Annotated in this window: 20 protein-coding genes; 6 read left to right on the plus strand and 14 right to left on the minus strand. The window is 59.7% G+C overall.

Annotated features, from left to right (window positions below):
- Positions 1–42 precede the first annotated feature (42 nt).
- Together dnaG and rpsU are read right to left on the minus strand one after the other, a co-directional pair.
- Positions 43–2,001, minus strand: coding sequence for a DNA primase (dnaG, locus tag PSEUDOMOFG3G_RS27685; protein ID WP_047228082.1), 1,959 nt, complete (start codon positions 1,999–2,001; stop codon positions 43–45).
- A 476-nt stretch (positions 2,002–2,477) separates the two neighbouring features.
- Complete coding sequence (rpsU, locus tag PSEUDOMOFG3G_RS27690; RefSeq protein WP_002551877.1) at positions 2,478–2,693, minus strand: 30S ribosomal protein S21; 216 nt, start codon at positions 2,691–2,693, stop codon at positions 2,478–2,480.
- A gap of 199 nt (positions 2,694–2,892) precedes the next feature.
- Here rpsU and tsaD point away from each other — a divergent pair, with 199 nt between their 5' ends.
- Positions 2,893–3,918 (plus strand): tRNA (adenosine(37)-N6)-threonylcarbamoyltransferase complex transferase subunit TsaD, encoded by a 1,026-nt coding sequence (tsaD, locus tag PSEUDOMOFG3G_RS27695; protein WP_047228081.1) that lies wholly within the window; start codon positions 2,893–2,895, stop codon positions 3,916–3,918.
- 10 nt (positions 3,919–3,928) lie between these two features.
- On the opposite strand, the gene plsY is transcribed toward tsaD, so the two are convergent.
- Positions 3,929–4,498 (minus strand): glycerol-3-phosphate 1-O-acyltransferase PlsY, encoded by a 570-nt coding sequence (plsY, locus tag PSEUDOMOFG3G_RS27700; protein ID WP_139049024.1) that lies wholly within the window; start codon positions 4,496–4,498, stop codon positions 3,929–3,931.
- A 74-nt stretch (positions 4,499–4,572) separates the two neighbouring features.
- Between plsY and folB the strand changes: the two genes are divergently transcribed.
- Both folB and folK read left to right on the plus strand, forming a co-directional pair.
- A complete protein-coding gene (folB, locus tag PSEUDOMOFG3G_RS27705; RefSeq protein ID WP_018607238.1) occupies positions 4,573–4,926 on the plus strand; it encodes a dihydroneopterin aldolase in 354 nt (117 codons plus the stop codon).
- Complete coding sequence (gene folK, locus PSEUDOMOFG3G_RS27710) at positions 4,917–5,444, plus strand: 2-amino-4-hydroxy-6-hydroxymethyldihydropteridine diphosphokinase (protein ID WP_139049025.1); 528 nt, start codon at positions 4,917–4,919, stop codon at positions 5,442–5,444. The genes folB and folK overlap by 10 nt, the downstream gene beginning before the upstream one ends.
- 107 nt (positions 5,445–5,551) lie before the next feature.
- On the opposite strand, the gene PSEUDOMOFG3G_RS27715 is transcribed toward folK, so the two are convergent.
- From PSEUDOMOFG3G_RS27715 to PSEUDOMOFG3G_RS27765, 11 genes are all read right to left on the minus strand, one after another.
- Positions 5,552–6,778 (minus strand): multifunctional CCA addition/repair protein, encoded by a 1,227-nt coding sequence (locus PSEUDOMOFG3G_RS27715; protein WP_047228078.1) that lies wholly within the window; start codon positions 6,776–6,778, stop codon positions 5,552–5,554.
- A gap of 63 nt (positions 6,779–6,841) precedes the next feature.
- A complete protein-coding gene (locus tag PSEUDOMOFG3G_RS27720) occupies positions 6,842–8,407 on the minus strand; it encodes a SpoVR family protein (RefSeq protein ID WP_047228077.1) in 1,566 nt (521 codons plus the stop codon).
- A complete protein-coding gene (locus PSEUDOMOFG3G_RS27725; protein WP_047228076.1) occupies positions 8,404–9,675 on the minus strand; it encodes a YeaH/YhbH family protein in 1,272 nt (423 codons plus the stop codon). The genes PSEUDOMOFG3G_RS27720 and PSEUDOMOFG3G_RS27725 overlap by 4 nt, the downstream gene beginning before the upstream one ends.
- Before the next feature lie 113 nt (positions 9,676–9,788).
- The gene (locus tag PSEUDOMOFG3G_RS27730; RefSeq protein ID WP_047228075.1) at positions 9,789–11,711 is read right to left on the minus strand and encodes a PrkA family serine protein kinase; all 1,923 of its coding nucleotides are present in this window, start codon (positions 11,709–11,711) and stop codon (positions 9,789–9,791) included.
- Between the two features lie 299 nt (positions 11,712–12,010).
- Positions 12,011–12,340 (minus strand): thiosulfate sulfurtransferase GlpE, encoded by a 330-nt coding sequence (gene glpE / locus PSEUDOMOFG3G_RS27735; protein ID WP_047228074.1) that lies wholly within the window; start codon positions 12,338–12,340, stop codon positions 12,011–12,013.
- A gap of 33 nt (positions 12,341–12,373) precedes the next feature.
- Entirely contained in the window at positions 12,374–13,252 is an 879-nt protein-coding gene (locus PSEUDOMOFG3G_RS27740) for a symmetrical bis(5'-nucleosyl)-tetraphosphatase (RefSeq protein WP_047228073.1), read from the minus strand.
- The gene (apaG, locus tag PSEUDOMOFG3G_RS27745) at positions 13,252–13,632 is read right to left on the minus strand and encodes a Co2+/Mg2+ efflux protein ApaG (RefSeq protein ID WP_047228072.1); all 381 of its coding nucleotides are present in this window, start codon (positions 13,630–13,632) and stop codon (positions 13,252–13,254) included. Before apaG ends, PSEUDOMOFG3G_RS27740 begins: the two co-directional genes overlap by 1 nt.
- Before the next feature lie 108 nt (positions 13,633–13,740).
- Positions 13,741–14,559, minus strand: coding sequence for a 16S rRNA (adenine(1518)-N(6)/adenine(1519)-N(6))-dimethyltransferase RsmA (gene rsmA / locus PSEUDOMOFG3G_RS27750; RefSeq protein ID WP_139049026.1), 819 nt, complete (start codon positions 14,557–14,559; stop codon positions 13,741–13,743).
- Complete coding sequence (pdxA, locus tag PSEUDOMOFG3G_RS27755; RefSeq protein ID WP_139049027.1) at positions 14,556–15,545, minus strand: 4-hydroxythreonine-4-phosphate dehydrogenase PdxA; 990 nt, start codon at positions 15,543–15,545, stop codon at positions 14,556–14,558. Before pdxA ends, rsmA begins: the two co-directional genes overlap by 4 nt.
- A complete protein-coding gene (gene surA, locus PSEUDOMOFG3G_RS27760) occupies positions 15,542–16,858 on the minus strand; it encodes a peptidylprolyl isomerase SurA (protein ID WP_139049028.1) in 1,317 nt (438 codons plus the stop codon). The genes pdxA and surA overlap by 4 nt, the downstream gene beginning before the upstream one ends.
- Positions 16,839–19,607 carry an LPS-assembly protein LptD gene (locus tag PSEUDOMOFG3G_RS27765; RefSeq protein ID WP_139049029.1) on the minus strand — a complete coding sequence of 923 codons (2,769 nt, stop codon included), beginning with the start codon at positions 19,605–19,607 and terminating at the stop codon, positions 16,839–16,841. Before PSEUDOMOFG3G_RS27765 ends, surA begins: the two co-directional genes overlap by 20 nt.
- Before the next feature lie 130 nt (positions 19,608–19,737).
- Here PSEUDOMOFG3G_RS27765 and PSEUDOMOFG3G_RS27770 point away from each other — a divergent pair, with 130 nt between their 5' ends.
- The 3 genes from PSEUDOMOFG3G_RS27770 to PSEUDOMOFG3G_RS27780 are packed head-to-tail and all read left to right on the plus strand — an operon-like array spanning position 19,738 to position 22,200.
- Positions 19,738–20,763, plus strand: coding sequence for an aminoglycoside phosphotransferase family protein (locus PSEUDOMOFG3G_RS27770; protein WP_139049030.1), 1,026 nt, complete (start codon positions 19,738–19,740; stop codon positions 20,761–20,763).
- Complete coding sequence (murU, locus tag PSEUDOMOFG3G_RS27775) at positions 20,760–21,431, plus strand: N-acetylmuramate alpha-1-phosphate uridylyltransferase MurU (RefSeq protein WP_047228067.1); 672 nt, start codon at positions 20,760–20,762, stop codon at positions 21,429–21,431. The genes PSEUDOMOFG3G_RS27770 and murU overlap by 4 nt, the downstream gene beginning before the upstream one ends.
- A 1-nt stretch (position 21,432) precedes the next feature.
- Complete coding sequence (locus PSEUDOMOFG3G_RS27780; RefSeq protein ID WP_047228066.1) at positions 21,433–22,200, plus strand: TerB family tellurite resistance protein; 768 nt, start codon at positions 21,433–21,435, stop codon at positions 22,198–22,200.
- Positions 22,201–22,208: the final 8 nt, after the last annotated feature.

The raw sequence follows: 22,208 nt of genomic DNA on the forward strand, positions 1-22,208 counted from the left end.
GCGGGCAAAAAACAAGCCGAGGATTATACCTGAGCTGTGACCTCACGCGCCAGTTGAGGTCGGGTTTGATGCGCAAACATTGCGGCTGAGTAAGTCGCGCAATTGGTTTTTCTCTTCGCTGGTCAACTCGCTCTGGCGAGCTTTTCGCAGAAGTTGTTCCAGATTTCGCTCGCGTTGGCGGGCGGACAAGCTAGTAATGGTGTCGAAAAACTGTTGTTCAAGGTTGTCTCCATCAATCAACCATTCCTTCTCGGCCAGGGCCTTCAACAGGCGCCCTTGTTCGGTGCCGTGCCATCGGGCGATCAACTGGAAAGAGTTAAGTTTGGGGTTCTTCTGCACGGCTTCAAGGAGTGCGATCAGCAATTGCGTATTGCTGTGGTCCTCGGCGGCGAAGTGCCCGGCGTCCTCGACCTTTTCAGCCAGTTGCGGGTGGTGCAGCAAAGTCCGCAGGGCGGCCAGTGTTGGTGGTTCGACGGCGGCCGGCACGCGCGGGGCACGTGGCTGGTCGCGATCGCCGCGCTTACCGTTCTTGTCCCAGGGTTTTTTGTCCCATTTCTTGCCGCCGCTGCCCGGTTTCTTGGGTGTCCATTCCTGCGCAGGCGCGTAGTCCTGCTGAGGTTGATGATAGTCGGCGAAATCCGGCATCGCGTCGTAATCAATGCCTGGGTCGTAAGCCGGCGGTGCTTCCTGGGGGGCGCTGTGGACCAGTTGATTGACCGCTTCGCTGTTCAGGCCGGTGATTTCGGTCAGACGCTGGCGCATCAGTGTGCGCAAGTTGGCGCCGGGTACCTTGTCGATCAGCGGTGCCGCGAGGGTGGCCATATGAGCCTTGCCTTCGAGGGAGCGTGGATCGGCTTCTTCGGTCAACTGCTGGAAAAAATAATCGGCCAGCGGTTGCGCGTGCTGGTTGATCCGCGCACGGAAAGCATCGGTGCCTTCGGAGCGCACCAGGGTATCCGGGTCCTCGCCCTCGGGTAAAAACAGAAAGCGCGCTCGCCGCCCATCCTGCAGGCATGGCAATGTCGCTTCCAGTGCTCGCCAGGCGGCATTGCGGCCGGCCTGATCGCCGTCGAAGCAGAACAGCACGCTGGGCACGACGCGAAACAGGCGCTTCATGTGCTCTTCGCTGGTGGCGGTGCCCAGGGTAGCAACGGCATTGCGCAAACCTTGCTGGGCCAGGGCGATCACGTCCATGTAACCTTCGACGACGATGATTTCGTCGAGGTTGCGGTTGTTCTTGCGCGCTTCGTACAGCCCGTAGAGTTCCTGTCCTTTATGGAATACCGGGGTCTCCGGGGAGTTCAGATACTTGGGTTTGTCGTCGCCCAGGACCCTGCCGCCAAACGCGATGATCCGTCCGCGCGTGTCACGGATCGGGAACATTACCCGGTCGCGGAAGCGATCATAGCGCTTGCCGGTTTCGGCATTCTCGATCAGCAGGCCGGCGTCGATCATCGCGCGCTGCTGCAAGGTGTCGCTGCTTAAGTGCTTGTACAGATTGTCCCAGCCGGGCGGGGCAAAGCCGAGGCCGAAATCCCGGGCGATTTCCCCGGTCAGGCCGCGGCCCTTGAGATAATCCACGGCTGCCTTGCGGGCAGGATGGCTTTTGAGGGCCTGGCGATAAAAATCGGCCGCCGCTGTCAGCAATGGGTAGAGCGGCGAGTCGGTGGGTTGGCGCGGTTTGTGCGCTCGGCCACTTTCCTCGCGGGGAATTTCCATGCCGGCGGCTTTGGCCAGTTCTTCGACAGCCTGGGGGAAGTCCAGGTTGTCGTGGTCCATGATGAAGCCGAGGGCATTGCCGCCAGCGCCACAGCCGAAACAGTAGTAAAACTGTTTGTCGGGGCTGACGCTGAAGGACGGGGTCTTTTCCTTGTGGAACGGGCAGCAGGCCGTGTAATTCTTGCCGGCTTTTTTCATTTGCAGGCGAGAGCTGACCACATCGACGATGTCGGTGCGGTTCAGGAGGTCGTCAATAAAGCTCTGGGGAATCAGCCCGGCCATGGCGTTCTCATCATCACTGCGCGAAATATGGACCCGAAATCAGCAGGCGTAACCGACTCTTGGTCTTGAGGCACGGTAAAACGGTGGCTCGACCGGGTCGTCTGCATCATCGCTGTCGGGAAGTGTATCTGCCGATAGTCCACTGACGTTAATCACTAATCAGTATTCGACTGTTTGAATATGTTGCGCTGAGTCCGGTAACGGCCGTTCAGGCCTCGGATCATCAGGCGGGCACGCAAGCAGGTGCCTTGGGCTGATCGTCGTTAGAGGAATCAGGGTGTGCTCGTCAGTAGCCTTGAAAGGCTCGTCAGAAGAGACGTGCACCGCTGGCAAAAGAGCCAGGTCTGACGTGGTAAAGCAGGTTGTCTCGGTCGCATGTGCGACTTTGACAGTGAAGCATCAAGCGTTTTCCGCAAATGCCATAAGCCCGGCTTGAGGGCCGGGCTTGGCAGAAGCTTGCTACGGACGTCTGTGTATTAGTACAGACGTACGGCGCGGCGCTGTTCGCGCTGAACTTTCTTGGCGTGACGCTTAACAGCGGCTGCTGCTTTGCGCTTACGCTCGGAAGTCGGCTTCTCGTAGAATTCGCGGCTACGAACTTCAGCCAGAACACCGGCTTTTTCGCAGGAGCGCTTGAAACGACGCAGAGCTACGTCGAAGGGTTCGTTCTCTTTTACTTTGACGGCTGGCATCCAGAGCTACCTTCATTCATTACCGGGGTCAACATCCTCGCGGCAAAAGAGCACTTGAAGACGTCGGTTTTTAAGGGTTGCGGATGTTAACCCCTCATCGCTCGGAATGCAAAGCCTCTGATCGAAAACCGCTGGTCGGGGCACAACGCGACGACTATTATGCGCGCCTTCGAATTCAGCCTCTACAAGGCGCAAACCCATGCTAGTACTGGGATTAGAAACCTCCTGCGACGAAACCGGTGTCGCATTATACGACAGTGAACGCGGCCTGTTGGCCGATGCACTGTTCAGCCAGATCGACCTGCACCGCGCCTATGGCGGCGTGGTGCCCGAGCTTGCGTCCCGCGATCACGTCAAGCGCATGCTGCCCTTGATTCGCCAGGTCCTGGCCGAGGCCGGCTGTGTGCCGACCGAGATCGACGCCATTGCCTACACCGCCGGGCCGGGCCTGGTGGGCGCGCTGCTGGTGGGTGCTTCCTGTGCTCAGGCGCTCGCCTTCGCCTGGGGTATCCCGGCCTTGGGTGTGCATCACATGGAAGGTCATTTGCTGGCGCCGATGCTGGAGCCGCAACCGCCTGAGTTTCCGTTCGTCGCTTTGTTGGTCTCTGGCGGTCATACACAGTTGGTCCGGGTCGATGGCATCGGCCAATACGAACTGTTGGGGGAAACCCTGGACGACGCTGCCGGTGAAGCCTTCGACAAGACTGCGAAGATGATGGGCCTCAATTACCCGGGCGGACCGGAAATCGCACGGTTGGCGGCCCACGGAGTGGAAGGGCGTTTCGTCTTCCCGCGGCCGATGTGTGACCGCCCCGGCTTGGATTTCAGCTTCAGCGGCCTGAAAACCTTCGCCCTGAACACCTGGCAGCAATGCGTCAGCGCCGGAGACGACGGCGAGCAAGCCCGTTGCGACATCTCGCTGGCGTTCCAGCAGGCGGTGGTGGAGACTTTGACCATCAAGTGCAAGCGCGCCCTGAAACAGGCCGGACTCAAGCGTCTGGTGATCGCTGGCGGAGTCAGTGCGAACAAGGCTTTGCGCGTGTCACTAGAGAACATGCTTGGCAGCATGAACGGCGACGTTTACTACGCCAGGCCGGAGTTCTGCACAGATAACGGGGCGATGATTGCCTTCGCCGGCTGCCAGCGTTTGCAAGCCGGCCAGCACGAAAGCCTGGCAATCAGCGTGCAGGCGCGCTGGCCCATGGAGCAGTTGTCACCGCTGTAGGGCGTATGGATTAAAAATGCCGTTCGCGCCCGGCAAACAGGTCGCGTAGATTGCCCCGGTGGCGCCAGACGATCAGTGCAACGAGTGCGGTTACCGGCAGCAAGGCCGCCGGCTCCTGCCAGGCCAGCAATGGCAGGATCAGCGGTGTGGCGATCAGGGCGGCCAGGGAGCTGGTGCGGGTCAGGTAGAACGTCAGCAGCCAGGCAGCGACGGCCAGCAGGGCGGCGGGGGGATACAGACCCAGCAGCATGCCGGCGGCGGTGGCGACGCCCTTGCCGCCGCGAAAGCGAAAGTACAGCGGGAACAAGTGACCCATGACCGCGCAGACACCGATCCAGGCCTGTTGCTGCAACGAAAGTCCTGCAAGATTGGCGAGCAGAACCGGGACAAGGCCTTTGCAGAGGTCGCCAAGCAAGGTCAGGATGGCAAGTTTGCGTCCGGCCAGGCGCAGCATGTTGGTGGCGCCGGCATTGCCCGAGCCACTCATTCGCGGATCCGGGCGACCGGTCAGGCGGCTGAGCAAAATGGCGAAGGACAGCGAGCCGAGCAGGTAGGCGAAAGTCGCCAGTAACCAAAACATGCTAACTATTCCGGGCGAGGACGCCCTGATTCTAACGGCGCATTGCGCCCTTGTCGTGCTGCGGAGAAGAGTGCTTGGACAGAGTGTTTATCGAAGGCCTGGAAGTCGACACGGTCATTGGTGCCTACGACTGGGAGCGCGGCATCCGCCAGTGTCTGCGGCTGGATCTGAGTTTCGCCTGGGATAACCGTCCGGCCGCCGCCGGCGATGACCTGACCCTGGCGCTCGATTACGCCAGCGTATCGTCGCGCATCCAGGCATTTGCCGAGCAAGCCCAGTTCCAATTGGTCGAGACCTTTGCCGAACGATTGGCCCAGGCGCTGATGGACGAGTTCAAGATTACCTGGCTGCGCCTGAAAGTGACCAAGCCCGGTGCTGTGCCGGCCGCCAGTGGCGTGGGCGTGGAGATCGAGCGCGGATGTCGCTGACTCAGGTTTTTCTCGGGCTCGGCAGCAATATCGAGCGCGAAGCCCGCTTGTGCGCAGGTCTCGAAGCCCTTGCCGGTTTCCTGGTGGATATACGCTGTTCGGCGGTGTTCGAGAGCCAGCCGGTGGGGATCAAGAGCGGGCCTTTTTTCAATTTCGTCGTAGCTGCCTACACGGATCTGCCGCTGATGGAGCTGGATCGTCGCCTCAAGTTCATCGAGGCAGACAATGGGCGTTATGCGCCGGACCGTAAAGGGCTGCCGCTGGATATCGACGTGTTGTTGTATGGCGAGCAGGTCGGCAATTTCGACGGCTTGATCCTGCCCCGCGCCGAAATTCTCAAGAACGCCTTTGTCCTGTGGCCATTGTCGTTGATTGCACCCGATCGGATACATCCTGGCGTAGGCAAAAGCTTCGCGACTTTGTGGGATGAGTCGCAGATTGACCAGGTGTTGGTTCCGGTGGCTTTTGAATGGCGGGGTGTACCGCTCACGCCTTTGGAGCTGCTGTCAGGTCGCTGACGTCATCGCGAGCAGCCTCGCTCCGACATTGCGCCTGAGCGGCCCGCGATGCCTGTGGGAGCGAGCCTGCTCGCGATGGCCGAGATGCAAGCCGACACAAAGCTTTCTCAGCTCGCCGCGTCTTTATACGCTTTCAATGCCCGAAGACGCTCGCGCTTGATCGCCTCGCCCAGTTCAGGTCCCTTGAAGCCTTTTTCCAGCAAGGGCTGCACCGCTACTCCGCGTGCGGCCGCTGCCGCTCCACGCAGGTAATCCGCCTGTGGATAACTTCGACTCTCCAGGCCCTTGCGGCCGCGCGCATCCATCTCGCACGCGGCGATGAACTCCTCGAAGCGCTGAGGGCGGCGATACACGTCAAAACTCTGCAACAGCTCAAGCAAAGTGGATGCCTTCAGCTCAAGCGCACGATGGCCGTGGGTATGGTATTGACCGACCAATAAAGCCAACTCCTGACAGTCGCGTGGAGCCTTGAAACGTTCATTGACCGCCTTGATCAGCTTCAGGCCCGTGTGTTCATGGGCGATATGCCGGGGCCATTCGTGCGCGGGTGTCAGGCCTTTGCCCAAGTCATGCAGCAGGCACGCCCAACGAACTGTCAGGGGCTGTTCATGCAGCGCGGCCTGCTCCAGCACGCTCAGGGTATGGACGCCGGTGTCGATTTCAGGGTGATGGGCCTCGGGTTGCGGCACGCCGAACAGTGCATCCACCTCGGGCATCAAGACTTTGAGGGCTGTGCAATCGCGCAGGACCTGGATAAACACCTGCGGTTGTTTTTCCATGAGAGCGCGGGAAATTTCTTTCCAGCTGCGCTCGGCGGTCAAGGCTTGCAGTTCGCCCGAGTCGCTGAGCTGGCGCATTAGTTCCAGGGTTTCGTCCGCCACTTTGAAACCCAGCGGAGCATAGCGCGCGGCAAAGCGGGCAACCCGCAGGACCCTGAGGGGATCTTCGGCGAACGCGGGGGAAACATGGCGTAGCAGGCGGGCTTTGAGATCGCGTTGGCCGTGATACGGGTCGGTAAGATTGCCATGGTCATCTTCGGCCATGGCGTTGATCGTCAGGTCCCTGCGGATCAGGTCTTCTTCGAGGGTCACTTCAGGGCTGGCGTGGAACACGAAGCCGCCATAACCGCGGCCACTTTTGCGTTCGGTGCGGGCGAGGGCGTATTCCTCCCCGGTCTTGGGATCAAGGAATACCGGAAAGTCAGCTCCCACCGGGCGAAAGCCCTTGGCGAGCATATCCTCGGCCGTAGCCCCCACCACGACCCGATCAATGTCGGTGACAGGAATGCCCAGCAGGCGATCGCGAACGGCGCCGCCGACTTTATAGATTTGCATAAAAAACCTCCGTTGGTCTGACAGGATAACCTTTGCGCCAGGCCTTCGGAGGTGAAAACGGGTTCAAAGATGAATGACAGCCAGGTCCAACCGGCCATAATCTCCTTCGGTTTGCTCGGTTCTGGGGGGCACGTGATGGGTTTTCATCACCTGCTCGCCTTGCAGGGTTTCGAGATGGATGTCGAACCCCCAGAGGCGGTGCAGGTGCTTGAGGACTTCATCGGTTGAATCGCCCAACGGTTTGCGATCATGCGCCTGATGGCGCAGCGTCAGCGAGCGATCGCCCCGGCGATCGATGCTGTAGATCTGAACGTTGGGTTCGCGGTTGCCCAGGTTGTATTGCGCCGCCAGTGTCTCGCGGATGACGCGATAACCGCTTTCATCGTGGATGGCAGGCACCAGCAGGTCATCTTTCTGGTCATCATCGAGGATGCTGAACAGTTTCAGGTCGCGGATGACCTTGGGCGAGAGGTACTGGAGGATGAAGCTCTCGTCCTTGAAGCTGCTCATGGCGAATTTGATAGCGGACAACCAGTCCGAGCCGGCGATGTCCGGGAACCAGCGCCGATCCTCCTCTGTGGGGTTTTCACACATGCGCCGGATATCGCGGTACATGGCAAAGCCCAGTGCATAAGGGTTGATGCCGCTGTAATACGGGCTGTCGAAACCGGGCTGGAACACCACGCTGGTGTGGGACGTGAGGAACTCCATCATAAAACCGTCGGTGACCAGGCCTTCGTCGTACAGGTCGTTCATGAGCGTGTAATGCCAGAACGTGGCCCAGCCTTCGTTCATGACCTGGGTCTGGCGTTGCGGATAAAAATATTGAGCGATCTTGCGCACGATGCGCACGATCTCCCGCTGCCACGGCTCCAGCAGCGGCGCGTGTTTTTCAATGAAATAGAGGATGTTTTCCTGAGGCTCGGCAGGGAAGCGCGCGTTGTCTTTCTCGCTGTACTTGTCCGCCCCTTTGGGAATGGTGCGCCACAGATCGTTGATCTGCTTTTGCAGATGTTCTTCGCGATCCTTTTGACGCCGGCGTTCTTCTTCGGCGGAAATCGGATACGGTCGTTTGTAGCGGTCCACGCCGTAGTTCATCAGCGCGTGGCAGGAGTCCAGCAGGTCTTCCACGGCATCGATGCCGTGACGCTCCTCGCATTGCATGATGTATTGCTTGGCAAATACCAGGTAATCGATGATCGAGCTGGCATCGGTCCAGGTGCGAAACAGGTAATTACCCTTGAAGAAGCTGTTGTGGCCGTAGCACGCATGGGCGACCACCAAGGCCTGCATGCAGATGGTGTTTTCTTCCATCAGGTAGGCGATGCAAGGGTCGGAGTTGATCACGATCTCATAGGCCAACCCCATCTGGCCGCGGCTGTAGGACTTCTCGGTACTGAGGAAGTGCTTGCCGTAGGACCAGTGGTGATAGCCCAAAGGCATGCCGACCGACGCGTAGGCGTCCATCATCTGCTCGGCGGTGATCACCTCGATCTGGTTCGGGTAAGTGTCCAGGGCATAACGGTCCGCGATACGGCTGATTTCCCGGTCGTAGGCCTGGATCAGCTCGAACGTCCATTCGGAGCCGGTGGAGATGGGTTGACGCTTCTGCTCTTTTTTGGCGGTCATGTCACTAACCTGCGCTGGAAGAGTTCACGGAAGACCGGGTAGATGTCCCCGGCCGAGACCAGTTGCTGCTGGGCAAATGTGTCGGAAAACGCTTCGGCAATACGTTCATATTCGTACCACAAGGCCTGATGTTCCCGTGGAGTAATTTCCACATAGGTGTAGTACTGGACGAACGGCATGATCTGGTTGATCAGGATGTCGCGGCAAATGGGTGAATCATCGTTCCAGTTGTCGCCGTCGGACGCTTGGGCTGCATAGATGTTCCATTCATTGGCCGGATAGCGTTCGGCCATGATTTCCTGCATCAGCTTCAGGGCACTGGAAACGATCGTGCCGCCGGTTTCCCGGGAATAGAAGAACTCCTCTTCGTCCACTTCCCTGGCGCTGGTGTGGTGGCGGATGAACACCACATCGATCTTGTCGTAGTTCCGTTTGAGGAACAGGTACAACAGGATAAAGAACCGCTTGGCAATATCCTTGGTGGCCTGGGTCATGGACCCCGACACGTCCATCAGGCAGAACATCACGGCCTTGGAGCTGGGGTTGGGTTGTTTCACCAGCAGGTTGTACTTGAGGTCGAAGGTATCGAGAAATGGCACACGGTGAATCCGCGCGCTAAGTTTTTCGATCTCCGCTTCCAGCTCCTGAATATCGCCAAAATTGTCGGGTTCTTCGCGCTTCAGGCGGGCGAGCTCCTCCTTTGTCTCGCGCAACTTTGCCCGGCTGCTGCCAGACAGCGCGATGCGCCGGGCATGGGCCGAGCGAAGCGTACGGATAATGTTGATACGCGAAGGATTGCCTTCATTGCTGATGCCGGCGCGCACCGTCTTGAACGTATCGGTGCCGGTCAGATTGCGCTTGACCAGATTCGGCAGCTCAAGGTCCTCGAACATGAACTCCAGGAATTCCTCCTGGGTAATCTGGAACACGAATTCATCCATGCCCTCGCCGGAGTTGCCGGCCTTGCCCGGACCTCTCCCGCCACCTCCGCCTTGCGGACGCGGAATGTGTTCGCCGCTGGTGAATTCCTTGTTGCCGGGGTGCACGACAGTCTGTTTGCCGCCACGCCCGTGGTGAAGCACCGGCTCGTCGATGTCGCGTCCGGGGATGCTGATCTGCTCGCCATGTTCCATGTCGGTAATGGAACGGCGACTGACCGCCTCTTCGACGGCCTTCTTGATATGGTCGCGGTAACGCCGCAGAAACCGCTGGCGGTTCACCGTGCTTTTGTTCTTGCCATTAAGGCGTCGGTCGATCACATAGCTCATAGGTGGCCCTCTGGGCAGCTTCAAGTTCTCAGCTTCAAGCTGCAAGCCGCAAGCGCAGGGACGGTGAGCGCCCCTGCAGCTCATGGCTTGAAGCTTGCCGCTGCTTCACTGCCTCACTGCGATTTCCGGACCCGCAGGTACCACTCGGAGAGCAGTCGTACCTGTTTGTCGGTGTAGCCACGTTCGACCATGCGTGTGACGAAGTCGTTGTGTTTTTGCTGGTCCTCCTTGCTGGCCTTGGCGTTGAAGCTGATGACTGGCAGCAGGTCTTCGGTGTTGGAGAACATTTTCTTCTCGATGACCACCCGCAGCTTCTCGTAGCTGAGCCAGGTCGGGTTCTTGCCGTTGTTGTTGGCCCGGGCCCGCAAGACGAAGTTGACGATTTCGTTGCGGAAATCCTTGGGGTTGCTGATCCCGGCCGGTTTCTCGATTTTTTCCAGTTCCTCGTTCAGCGCCACGCGGTTGAGGATTTCGCCGGTTTCCGGATCGCGGTATTCCTGATCCTGGATCCAGAAGTCCGCGTAAAGCACGTAGCGATCGAAGATGTTCTGCCCATATTCGCTGTAGGACTCCAGGTACGCGGTCTGGATTTCCTTGCCGATGAACTCGATATAACGCGGAGCCAGATACTCCTTCAGGAAACGCAGGTAACGCTCGCGGGTTTCCGCCTGGAATTGTTCCTGCTCGATCTGCTGTTCCAGCACATACAGCAGGTGAACCGGGTTGGCTGCGATCTCGTGTGGATCGAAGTTGAAGACCTTGGACAGGATCTTGAAGGCAAACCGTGTGGACAGACCATTCATCCCTTCGTCGACCCCCGCGTTGTCGCGGTATTCCTGGATCGACTTGGCCTTCGGATCAGTGTCCTTGAGGTTCTCACCATCATAGACGCGCATCTTCGAATAGATGTTGGAGTTTTCCGGCTCCTTCAGGCGCGACAGCACCGTGAACTGGGCAAGCATCTTCAGTGTATCGGGGGCGCAGTGGGCCTTGGACAACGAGCTGTTGAACAGCAGCTTGTCGTAGATCTTGACCTCATCGGTGACTCGCAGGCAGTAGGGCACCTTGACGATGTAGATCCGGTCGATGAAGGCTTCGTTGTTCTTGTTGTTGCGGAAGGTGTGCCATTCCGATTCGTTGGAGTGCGCCAGCAGGATGCCGCTGAACGGAATCGCCCCGAGGCCTTCAGTGCTGTTGTAGTTGCCTTCCTGGGTTGCGGTCAGCAGGGGGTGCAGCACTTTGATGGGCGCCTTGAACATTTCGACGAATTCCATCAGGCCTTGGTTGGCCCGGCACAGCGCACCCGAATAGCTGTAGGCGTCGGCGTCGTTTTGAGGAAACTCTTCCAGCTTGCGGATATCGACCTTGCCCACGAGGGCCGAAATGTCCTGGTTGTTTTCATCCCCCGGTTCGGTCTTGGCCACCGCGATCTGGTTGAGGATCGAAGGGTAGAGCTTGACCACCCGGAACTGGCTGATGTCACCGCCGAACTCGGCCAGGCGCTTGGTGGCCCATGGCGACATGATGGTATTGAGGTAGCGGCGCGGAATACCGAAGTCTTCCTCCAGAATCGCGCCATCTTCGGTAGCGTTGAACAGCCCCAGGGGGGATTCGAACACTGGAGAACCCTTGATGGCGTAGAAGGGCACCTTTTCGATCAGCTCCTTGAGCTTCTCGGCCAGGGACGATTTACCGCCGCCGACGGGACCAAGCAGGTACAGGATCTGTTTCTTTTCTTCCAGACCCTGAGCTGCGTGGCGGAAATAGGACACGATCTGGTCGATGCACTCTTCCATGCCATGGAAGTCCTGGAAGGTCGGATAGCGGCGAATCACCTTGTTGGAAAAGATCCGCGAAAGCCTCGAATTGGCCGAGGTATCCAGCAGTTCCGGTTCTCCGATTGCCAGCAACAGGCGTTCCGCAGCCGATGCGTAGGCGCTGCGGTCCTGCTTGCAGAGATCGAGGTATTCCTGCAGCGAGTATTCCTCCTGCCGCGTGGACTCGAAACGTTGCTGGAAGTGGCTAAAAATACTCATGACGTCACCTCGCTCGATACGTGGAGCCGGTGTCGGATCAATCAGTCGATGCTGGTCGGCCGCTGGGAACCCAGCTGCCGTTTACCCCCCAGAATGCTTTCAGAAATGCCGTCTCCTGAAAGCTGTCTCCCGATGAACCCGCGCGCCGGTGTACCGGCTCTCCCCTGTTTTGGATGGCCTGAGGCTAAGGATAGTTCGGAATCGGAGAGGTAAAGGTTGAATGCGTAATTAGTTGTGGCAGACCGTTCGTCCGCCATCACCCAAACCCGCGGTTCACGTGGGCTTGGGCGTCATAAAAATTATTCCGGGTTACCTGGGGCTGTTTCTGCAGGATAAGTCGTGCGCCACAGCTCAAAACCGCCGTCCAGGCTATAGACATCGGAGAAGCCTTGGCTGACCAGGTAAGCGGCTGCGCTCTGGCTGGAGTTGCCGTGATAACAGACCACCACCACGGGGGCATCGAGGTCCGCATTGCGGATGAAATCGGAGAGGGAGTGGTTATCCAGATGGGTCGAGCCGCTGATGTGCAGGGCGGCGAAGGTGGCCGGATCTCGAACGTCGACGACAACCGCGCCTGTTTCACGCAGGGCCTGGGCCTGCTCTGGGGGGATGCGTTTAAAAGCGGTCATTTGGGACTCCTGTAGCCTGACGCGCGGCATCGATCAAACGATGGTAGCGGCCGTTACTGATGCAATGGTCGGATGATGAAGGGATTTGGCGTGACCCTGTTCGTCACACTCGCAACGCAGTTGCTCGCCAGAGTCGACGTTCATCAGCGTCATCGCGCTACCCCATACACATCCGGTGTCGAGGGCGAAAACCCCAGGTTCGTCGGATTGGCCTTCCAGTGCCGCCCAGTGCCCGAAAATGATCTTCAGATTACGGGTCTTGCGCTCTTTGTGTTTGAACCAAGGGGCGTAGCCAGGTGGCGCGGTCTCGATGCCTTCCTTGCCCTTGAGGTCCAGCTTACCGTCGCGGGTGCAGAAGCGCATGCGGGTGAAATAATTGGTGATGACTCGCAGACGGGCGGTGCCGGTGAGATCGTTGTCCCATTTGACCGGTTCATTGCCGTACATGCCATCCAGGTAGGGGCCGAACAGGTTGTCGTCGCGTAGCGCGTGTTCGACTTCGCCGGCGTACTTGAGCGCCTTGCGCAAGGACCACTGGGGTGGGATGCCGGCGTGCACCAGCGCCAGGTTGCGTTGCTCGTCGTAGTGCATGAGCTTTTGCAGGCGCAGCCATTCCAGCAGCTCGACGCAATCGGGGGCATCGAGGATCTCGCTCAAGGTATCGGATTTTTTCAGGCGTTCGATGTTCTGCCAGGCGGCCAGCAGGTGCAGGTCGTGATTACCGAGCACGCAGACCAGCGAATCGCGGATGTTGTAGAGAAAGCGCAAGGTCTCAAGCGATTGCGGGCCGCGATTGACCAGATCGCCCACCAGCCACAGCGTGTCTTTCTGTGGGTCGAAGGTGACCCGTTCCAGCAGGCATTTGAGCGGGTCCAGGCAACCTTGCAGATCGCCGACCGCATACGTGGCCATCAGTGCAAGGCTCCGGGCACCGCCAGGCGAAACGGCTTGATGATCGCGTCGAAACGCGTGCCGTCCTCCGCCAGCATCTGGTACGTGCCCTGCATGGTGCCGACCTTGGTCGTCATGACCGTCCCGCTGCTGTAGCTGTGGCTTTTTCCAGCGTCGATCAGCGGTTGCTGACCGACCACACCCTCGCCCCGCACGTGCTCAACATGACCATCGCCGTCGGTGATGACCCAGTGGCGTGATAGCAGGCGGGCTGGCAATGAGCCGTTATTGCTCACGGTAATGGTATAGGCGAAGGCGAAACGGTTGTGCTCAGGTTGCGACTGTTCTGCCAGAAAGCGGGTGGCGACGCTGACGTCGACCTGATAACGAAGATCGGACATGCAAAAAGGCCTTAAAAGCGAAGCGGGACGCGGGCGTAGCTGAGAAGATCAGTCTAGGCCATGTATCGGGTAGTAGACCAGACGTCCCTCCCGATAGCGATGAGCTTGTCAGATGGCGTCGGCTTTGGGCGTTACCTGTTCGCTGAGTTTGTCGGCCAGGCGCACGAACGCCGCCAGGTCCAATTGCTCGGGACGCAGGCTGCCGTCAACGCCGGCGGCTTCGATTTCGGCGCTGCTGAGCAATAGCTTCAGGGTGTTGCGCAGGGTTTTGCGACGCTGATTGAAAGCTTCGCGTACGACGCGCTCCAGCAGGCGATGATCCTTGGCCGGGTGCGGCAGGACGGCATGGGGTACCAGGCGGACGATGGCCGAGTCGACTTTGGGGGGCGGGTTGAATGCCCCAGGGCCTACGTTGAACAGATGTTCGACCCGGCAATGGTACTGAACCATGATCGACAGGCGACCCCAGTCACCGCCGCCAGGGCCTGCAGCGAGCCGTTCGACCACCTCTTTTTGCAGCATGAAGTGCATGTCGCGGATCAGGCCAGCGTTGCTCAGCAAATGAAAGATCAGCGGCGTGGAGATGTTGTACGGCAGATTCCCCACCACCCGCAGGGTATTGGGCGCAGCCTCCAGGCTATTGAAGTCGAACTTCAGCGCGTCGCCCTGGTGCAGGTTGAAATTGCTCATGCCAGCGAACTGCTGGTTGAGGATCGGGATCAGGTCCTTGTCCAGTTCCACCACATCCAGTTGCGCACCGCTGCCGAGCAGGCCTTCGGTCAGCGCGCCCTGGCCCGGGCCAATCTCCAGCAGGCGATCGTCGGGTTTGGCATTGATGGAGCGCAGGATGCGATCGATTACGCCAGCGTCATGCAGGAAGTTCTGGCCGAAGCGCTTACGCGCGCGGTGTTGGTATTGCTCGGTCATAAATGGGTCTCGGCCATCTGGTAGGCGGTTTCCAAGGCGACCTGCAGGCTGCCGGTATCGATCCTGCCACTGCCGGCCAGGTCCAGGGCGGTGCCATGGTCCACCGATGTGCGGATGATCGGCAGGCCCAGGGTTACGTTGACTGCCGCGCCGAAGCCTTTGTACTTCAGTACGGGCAGGCCCTGATCGTGGTACATCGCCAGCACCGCGTCGCAGTGCTCCAGATATTTGGGGGTGAACAGAGTGTCGGCAGGCAGCGGGCCACGCAGGTCCATGCCCTCGCTGCGCAAGCGCTCCAAGGTGGGTTCTATGGTGTCGATTTCTTCATGGCCCAGATGTCCGCCTTCACCGGCATGGGGGTTGAGCCCGCACACCAGGATACGGGGCCGGGCGATGCCGAACTTTTCCTGCAGGTCGGCGTGCAATATCCGCGTGACCCGCTCCAGGCGTTGCGGGGTGATGGCCTCGGCGACGTCCCGCAAGGGCAGGTGCGTGGTCACCAGTGCCACGCGCAGGCCGCGGGTGGCGAGCATCATTACCACCTGCGTGGTGTGGGTCAGGTCCGCCAGGAACTCGGTATGCCCGGAAAAGGCAATCCCGGATTCGTTGATCACGCCCTTGTGCACCGGAGCGGTGATCATGCCGGCGAAACTTCCGTCCAGGCAGCCCTGGCCAGCGCGGGTCAGGGTTTGCAGGACGAATGCCGCGTTGGTCTTGTCCAGTTGCCCGGTAACCACCGGGGCGCCCAGTGGCGTATCCCAGACATACAGGCTGTTGGCGGGTGCCGGAACATCCGGCCAGGCTCCCGGTGTCACCGGCAGCAGGTCGACGACCACCCCCAGCTGCGCAGCCCGCTCGAGGAGCAGGTCGCGGCTGGTGATGGCTATCAGGGGATGTGGCTGGGGTTGCGAGGCGAGCAGCAGGCACAGGTCGGGACCGATGCCGGCAGGCTCGCCGGGTGTCAGCGCGAAACGCTTGGGTTTCACTGCGCTGCCTGGTCTGCACCAGGGAGTTTGATTTCGACGTAGGCTTCATCGCGAATCTGACGCAGCCAGGTTTGCAGCTCTTCGTCGTATTTGCGGTTGCGCAGCACGGTCATCGCCTGTTGTTCACGAGCCTGGGTGGTGCTGTCGGTGGCGCGGCGGCCAAGGACTTCCAGTACGTGCCAGCCATAAGGGCTCTTGAACGGCTTGGACAACTGGCCTTGTGGTGTCTCGGCCATCACCTGGCGGAACTCGGGCACCAGTGCGTTCGGGTCAACCCAGTTCAGGTCGCCGCCGTTGAGGGCTGAACCCGGGTCTTCCGAGAAGCTCTTGGCCAGCTCGGCGAAATCTTCACCCGCTTCGATGCGCTCATAAAGCTTTTCCGCCAGACGCTGGGTCTCGGCTTCGCTGCGGATCTCGCTTGGCTTGATCAGGATATGACGAACATGCACTTCGTCACGCACCTGAGCACCGCCACCGCGCTTTTCCAACAGCTTGAGGATAATGAAGCCGCCGGGCGTGCGGGCTGGTTGAGTGATGTCGCCCACGGCCATGCTGCTCAGTTCGCGATCGAACGGAGGGGGCAATTGGGCGGCTTTGCGCCAGCCCATATCACCACCTTCCAGGGCGTTGTCACTGCCAGACCTGGCAATGGCCATCTGACCGAAGTCGGCGCCTTGCTTGAGCTGCTGGTAGATGTCCATCGCCTGACGGTAAGCATTCTGGATGGCTTCGGAGTTGGCGCTTTCCGGGGTAGGAACCAGGATGTTCGCCAGGTGCAGTTCCTCGGAAAGCTGCATCTTGCCCAGATCGGAGGCGAGGAAGTTTTTCACTTCCTGCTCGGACACCTGGATGCGTTCGGCTACACGACGCTGGCGCACACGGCTGATGATCATCTCGCGGCGGATCTGATCGCGAGCGTCCTCGTAAGAGAGGCCGTCGCGAGCCAGGGCGGCGCGGAACTGGTCGACGCTCATGTTGTTACGCTGGGCAATGGTGCCGACGGCCTGGTTCAATTCTTCATCAGTGATGCGAATGCCCGAGCGTTCGCCAATCTGCAATTGCAGGTTTTCGACGATCAGGCGTTCGAGCACCTGTTGATCCAGTACGCCCGGAGGCGGCAGGCCACCACCGCGCTTGGCGATGGTCTGCTGCACTTCATGGACGCGCTGGTCCAGCTGGCTTTGCATGACCACGTCGTTGTCGACGATAGCCACCACTTTGTCGATGGGCTGTACCGCGGCGTTGGCCGCAGTACCCAGGAACAGCGCGCCCAGCATCAGCGGGCGCAGACAATCAGAAAGCTTGGTCTTCACGTTCACGATAACCTTGGATGCCTTTGTCGAGGAAGCTCTCTACCTTGGCGCCGGTGAGGCCGCCGAGTCCCTTCAGGACAATTTGGAGGAAGATGCCGTGGTCGCCCTTCTCGTTTTCCGGGGCGGCTTGACTGAACTCTTCATAGTCGACCCAGTAACGGTTGATCAGGCGCAGTTTCCAGCAGCAGTTGTCGTATTCGAAACCACCGAAGGCTTCCAGGGTACGGTTGCGGTTGTAGTCATACTGCCAGCGGCTGATGAGATTCCACTGCGGCACGACCGGCCAGATGACCGAGAAGTCGTGCTGCTGGATCTTGTAGTAGTCCTTCACGTAGCCCGGAGTGCCCGGAGTGCCATAGTCGCCGCCGCCCACTTGCCATTGACCAGTAGTCTGGTCGTAACGGACTTGGTCGTTGCGGTAGCGGTAACCGGCGTTGATGACCTTGTTCGGGTTGTCTTCAGGCTGGTAGTGGAACATCGCGCTGCCCGAGCGAGGGCTGCGGGTGTCCGGGTCCCAGTTGTAGGTAGCCGTGGTTCGCCAATCGCGGTTCCAGCGGTATTCGTATTCCAGCGCATATGGGGATACGTCTGACTTGGCGTCTTCACGATCCTCAAAGACAATACCTGGCAATTGAACTTCACGGTCCTTGAAGAAAAACGCTTGGCCAACGCTAATACGCTGACGCTCGAAACCGTTTTCCTCGATCCAGCGACTGGTTACGCCCAGAGACAGTTTGTTCTCATCACCGACACGGTCTGACCCGGTAAAGCGGTTATCTCTGAACAGTGAGGAGTAGCTGAAGGTCGACTCGCTGGTATCGAAAACTGGAATGTCGTCCTGATCCTCTTTGGGCACATAGAGGTAAAACAGGCGGGGTTCCAGGGTTTGGCGATAATTGGTGCCGAACCACTGAGTATTACGATCGAAGTAAAGACCGCTGTCGATACTAGTAATTGGAACGCCGCGGTCTGGAGAACTGTTATATCCGCTTCCAACAGCGCCCTTGCCGGTACTGTCTAGATCCAAGTCGTACTGTGTATATTGGTATTTGAGGCTCGGCTTGATATAGCCATAGCTTGCTTCCATAGGCAGGCTTACGGCCGGTGCCAGATTCAGGCGGTTGCCATTTGCTCGTGCCAAACCCCTAACACGAGTATCCAGCCATGGCTCGGCGTTGCCGTCCTCATCGGTGTAATTGCCGGTCCGCAAATCCCGATCAAACCGCACCAATTCCGTCTTGTAAGCGAAATCCAGACCATACGGGTGCTGCGGCAGCGCACCATCGAAGGTGATCTGCGGCAGGCGGTTATACGGCGTGATCTTCGAAATCGTCGCCATCTGGTAAGCCTGGGCATTCAGCCGCGCAACGTAGTTGTCACCTCGATAGCTGACCACCCCCTGTTGATTAACAAACTCCCGAGACTCGACACCAATCTGGTCGGACTGCAGATCCTGGAAGTAATAAGGATCGCTGATCTTGGTGTAGTCGACTTCCGTCAGCACACGCGAATCGAGCCCGCCCTTGTGCTGCCAGTTGTACATGTAGCGGGTCTTGTCGTAGTCGGACTGGCCGCTGCGTTCATCGTCTTCATCGTTGAGGTACGCCGCACCGAACTGACCTTCGCTGGACTTGGTCAGGTAGCGGAATTCGCCTTCCATCAACAGGCCGCGCTTGCTCATGTAACGTGGGTACAACGTGGCATCGTAGTTGGGTGCCAGGTTGAAGTAATACGGGGTGACCAGCAAAAAGCCGGTATCGCTGCCAGTGCCGATGGTCGGCGGCAGGAAGCCGGACTGGCGACGGTCATCGATCGGGAAATAGATGTACGGCGTATACAGGACCGGGAAGTCCTTGACCCGCAGCGTCACGTTGGTGGCGGTGCCGAAGCCGGTAGCCGGGTTCAGGGTGATGTTGTTGCCCTTGAGCGTCCAGGCGTTGCTGCCCGGCTCGCACGTGGTGTACGTACCGTCCTTGAGGCGGATGATCGCGTTTTCGGCACGCTTGGCGTACAGCGCGTTACCGCGGATGCGCGACTTGTGCATCACGTATTCGGCGTTGTCGACTTTGGCTTCGCCAGTGTCCAACTGCACATCGGCGTGGTCGCCGACGATGAGCGCACCGTTATCGCGAACGCGCACGTTGCCGCTCAGCTCGCCGCGGTTTTCAGCCTGGTACAGGTTGGCCTCGTCGGCCTCGACCTGCATGCTGCCTTGACGCATGACCACGTCGCCGGCCAGCGTTGCCACCTGCTCTTCCTGCTGGTAGCGCGATGCTTTGGCGCCAAGGAAGGTCGGAGCGTCGCTTTTGTCCGTCTTGTCATTCATGCCAGGACGAACGGGCTCGATATAGGCGCCGGCGCAATAAGGACCGGTTTCGGCCAATTGGGCAGGGGTGAGGTTCTCCCGTGGAACCCAGTCCAGGTGACTGTAGTCCGCACTGCGAGACTTCAGGCCGCGGCCTTTGGCTTCGGTGACGAGCACGGGCTTGTCGCCGGCTTCTTCGCCCGAGCCGCTGTCGGCCGGGGCCTCGCCGCTGGCGGAAACCGCACTGCCGTCATGCACCGGACGTGGCGGCAATGCAGCAGCCGGCGTCTTGGGCGAACAGTCCCAGGCACCCGAAGCGGAGACGGAGCAGTCATACTGCTGCGCCGCGACGACGAATGAAGAGGCCAAGGGTTGCAGGGCCAGCAGACTGCCGGTGACCAGCAACGGAAATTTTTTACGAAACGCGGGGGATTTCAATGCCATCTTATTAGTCCGGGCTTCCTGCGTGCCATCTGCCCGCGGTGTGGGCCGCACGCCTCTCGATGGTCTGAAAAAGATGCTGGATAATAAAGCATGACCCGCTTGACGGCTAGCGCCGTCGGAGACCCTTGCAATGCCTGACCAAGATGTACGCCTGCAACACCTGAAAGTTTGGCTCGATGAGCAGCTGCCGATCCTTTTTGTTCAGCAGGGCTGGGGCGCCGTACCCCCGGCCACGTTGACTACGGCCAGCAGCGACGCGAGTTTCCGCCGTTATTTCCGCTGGGAAGGCGAGGGCCGCAGTTTGATCGTGATGGATGCGCCACCGCCCCAGGAAAACTGCAAACCCTTCGTGGACATTGCTTTTTTGCTGGCTAAATCCGGCATCAACGTGCCAAAAATTTATGCCGAAGACCTTGAACGCGGTTTTCTTTTGCTCAATGACCTGGGCAATCAGACGTATCTGGATGTGATCAACGGCGACAATGCCGACCCATTATTCCGTGACGCCCTCCAGGCCCTGCTGGCTTTCCAGCAACTGCCGATGGTCGCGCCACTGCCCAGCTACGACGTCGCTTTGCTGCGCCGGGAGCTGGAGCTGTTTCCTGAGTGGTACGTCAAGCATGAGCTGGGTATCGAATTCGATGCTGCTCAACAAGCGCTCTGGCAGCAGGCCAGCGACCTGCTGATCAACAGCGCGCTGGCTCAGCCCAAAGTGCTGGTTCATCGCGACTACATGCCGCGCAACCTGATGCTCAGCGAACCGAACCCCGGCGTACTGGACTTTCAGGATGCGGTCTACGGCCCGGTGACCTATGACGTCACGTGTCTGTTCAAGGATGCCTTTCTCAGTTGGCCCGAGGAGCGCGTGCGTGGCTGGCTCGAGGATTACTGGCAGCAGGCCGGTGCGCTTGGCATCCCGGTCCAGCCGGACTTCGAGGATTTCCTGCGGGCCAGCGACCTGATGGGCGTGCAGCGCCATCTCAAGGTCATCGGGATTTTCGCGCGTATTTGCCACCGCGACGGCAAGCCGCGCTATCTGGGCGATGTGCCGCGCTTCTTTGCCTATATAGAAGCGGTCATTGCCCGTCGCCCTGAACTGGCGGAACTGGATCAGTTGCTCTCCAGCCTGCGTCAGTCGGCCGGAGCGACGGCATGAAAGCGATGATCCTGGCGGCGGGTAAAGGGGAGCGGATGCGGCCCTTGACCCTCACCACGCCCAAGCCGCTGGTTCGTGCCGGCGGCGTTCCCTTGATCGAATACCATCTGCGTGCCTTGGTTCGGGCCGGGTTCAAGGACATCGTGATCAATCACGCCTGGCTCGGTCAGCAAATCGAAGATTATCTGGGGGACGGTTCACGCTTTGGCGTGAGCATTCATTTCTCGCCCGAAGGTGAGCCGCTGGAAACCGGCGGTGGCATTTTCCGCGCCCTGCCGTTGTTGGGCGACGAGGCGTTCCTGGTGGTCAACGGCGACATCTGGACCGATTACGATTTCAGCGCCTTGCGCCGACCTCTGGACGGCTTGGCGCACCTGGTACTGGTGGATAATCCCGAACACCATCCGGGCGGCGATTTCCTCCTGGCCGACGGACAGATTCATGATGGCGGGGCGGCTGCCGACAAACTGACCTACAGCGGCATTGCCGTCTTGCATCCGCGGTTGTTCGAGGGTTGCCTGGACGGCGCGTTCAAACTCGCACCGCTGCTACGCAAGGCCATGGCCGAGGGCCAGGTCAGCGGCGAGCATCTGAAGGGACACTGGGTGGATGTGGGGACTCATGAACGTTTGGCGCAGGTTGAAACCTTGATAGAAGCGAGCCGTTGATATGTGGTGGCCAGGGACTCTGATTGGAGCCGGGGCGGGCTTTGCCATAGCCAGCATTCCGGGGGCCATGCTGGGAGCGTTATTAGGACAGGCGCTGGATCGGCGACTTAATCTGCAAGGCTGGGCGCAGCTGCGCGAGCGTTTGGGTGGCCGTCCGGCATTGCGCAACGATGAGTTGCTGTTTGTATTGCTGGGCCGGCTGGCCAAGAGCGATGGACGAGTGGTGGATGGGCACATCCAGCAGGCGCGTCAGGAGATGCGCGCGCTGGACCTGAGCGAGCCAGCGCAACGCCGGGCCGTCGCCGCATTCAACCGGGGCAAAACCGGAAACGACCATTTGCGCGGTTATTTGCGTCGCCTTGCGACCCAGCCCCATGCGGCTGAGGGTGTGCTGCGCGCCTGCTGGCGGATGGTCTGGGCCGACGGTCGCGCGGGCATAGCCGAGCGTGAGTTGCTTGCTCAGTGGGGCAAATGGCTGGGGTGGACGCCGCAACAGGTCCAGGCACTGGCGGCGGATTACGAACCACACAAACAGTCGTTGCCCAACAGCGGCGCGACCTATCAGGAGGCGTTACGCTTGCTGGGAGTTTCGGCCACCAGCGAGCCGTCGCAGATCAAGCGGGCTTATCGCCGTCTGCTCAGTCGTCACCACCCGGACAAGATTGCCGGCAGTGGGGCGACGCCGTTGCAAGTGCGTGACGCCACCGACAAGACCCGGGAGTTGCACAACGCCTATCGGTTGATCCGCGAGCGCCGGGACTTTCGCTAGAAGGGGAT

Origin of the sequence: Pseudomonas sp. FG-3G, from assembly GCF_901007645.1 — a bacterium.
In the GTDB taxonomy this organism is placed as follows: Bacteria; Pseudomonadota; Gammaproteobacteria; order Pseudomonadales; family Pseudomonadaceae; genus Aquipseudomonas; species Aquipseudomonas rhizophila.

Excerpts from the sequence above, each read along its gene's own strand:
- dnaG (WP_047228082.1), bottom strand. The coding sequence starts at position 2,001 with ATGGCCGGGCTGATTCCCCAGAGCTTTATTGACGACCTCCTGAACCGC.
- rpsU (WP_002551877.1), bottom strand. The coding sequence starts at position 2,693 with ATGCCAGCCGTCAAAGTAAAAGAGAACGAACCCTTCGACGTAGCTCTG.
- tsaD (WP_047228081.1), top strand. The coding sequence starts at position 2,893 with ATGCTAGTACTGGGATTAGAAACCTCCTGCGACGAAACCGGTGTCGCA.
- plsY (WP_139049024.1), bottom strand. The coding sequence starts at position 4,498 with ATGTTTTGGTTACTGGCGACTTTCGCCTACCTGCTCGGCTCGCTGTCC.
- folK (WP_139049025.1), top strand. The coding sequence starts at position 4,917 with ATGTCGCTGACTCAGGTTTTTCTCGGGCTCGGCAGCAATATCGAGCGC.
- PSEUDOMOFG3G_RS27715 (WP_047228078.1), bottom strand. The coding sequence starts at position 6,778 with ATGCAAATCTATAAAGTCGGCGGCGCCGTTCGCGATCGCCTGCTGGGC.
- PSEUDOMOFG3G_RS27720 (WP_047228077.1), bottom strand. The coding sequence starts at position 8,407 with ATGACCGCCAAAAAAGAGCAGAAGCGTCAACCCATCTCCACCGGCTCC.
- PSEUDOMOFG3G_RS27725 (WP_047228076.1), bottom strand. The coding sequence starts at position 9,675 with ATGAGCTATGTGATCGACCGACGCCTTAATGGCAAGAACAAAAGCACG.
- PSEUDOMOFG3G_RS27730 (WP_047228075.1), bottom strand. The coding sequence starts at position 11,711 with ATGAGTATTTTTAGCCACTTCCAGCAACGTTTCGAGTCCACGCGGCAG.
- glpE (WP_047228074.1), bottom strand. The coding sequence starts at position 12,340 with ATGACCGCTTTTAAACGCATCCCCCCAGAGCAGGCCCAGGCCCTGCGT.
- PSEUDOMOFG3G_RS27740 (WP_047228073.1), bottom strand. The coding sequence starts at position 13,252 with ATGGCCACGTATGCGGTCGGCGATCTGCAAGGTTGCCTGGACCCGCTC.
- apaG (WP_047228072.1), bottom strand. The coding sequence starts at position 13,632 with ATGTCCGATCTTCGTTATCAGGTCGACGTCAGCGTCGCCACCCGCTTT.
- rsmA (WP_139049026.1), bottom strand. The coding sequence starts at position 14,559 with ATGACCGAGCAATACCAACACCGCGCGCGTAAGCGCTTCGGCCAGAAC.
- PSEUDOMOFG3G_RS27765 (WP_139049029.1), bottom strand. The coding sequence starts at position 19,607 with ATGGCATTGAAATCCCCCGCGTTTCGTAAAAAATTTCCGTTGCTGGTC.
- PSEUDOMOFG3G_RS27770 (WP_139049030.1), top strand. The coding sequence starts at position 19,738 with ATGCCTGACCAAGATGTACGCCTGCAACACCTGAAAGTTTGGCTCGAT.
- murU (WP_047228067.1), top strand. The coding sequence starts at position 20,760 with ATGAAAGCGATGATCCTGGCGGCGGGTAAAGGGGAGCGGATGCGGCCC.
- PSEUDOMOFG3G_RS27780 (WP_047228066.1), top strand. The coding sequence starts at position 21,433 with ATGTGGTGGCCAGGGACTCTGATTGGAGCCGGGGCGGGCTTTGCCATA.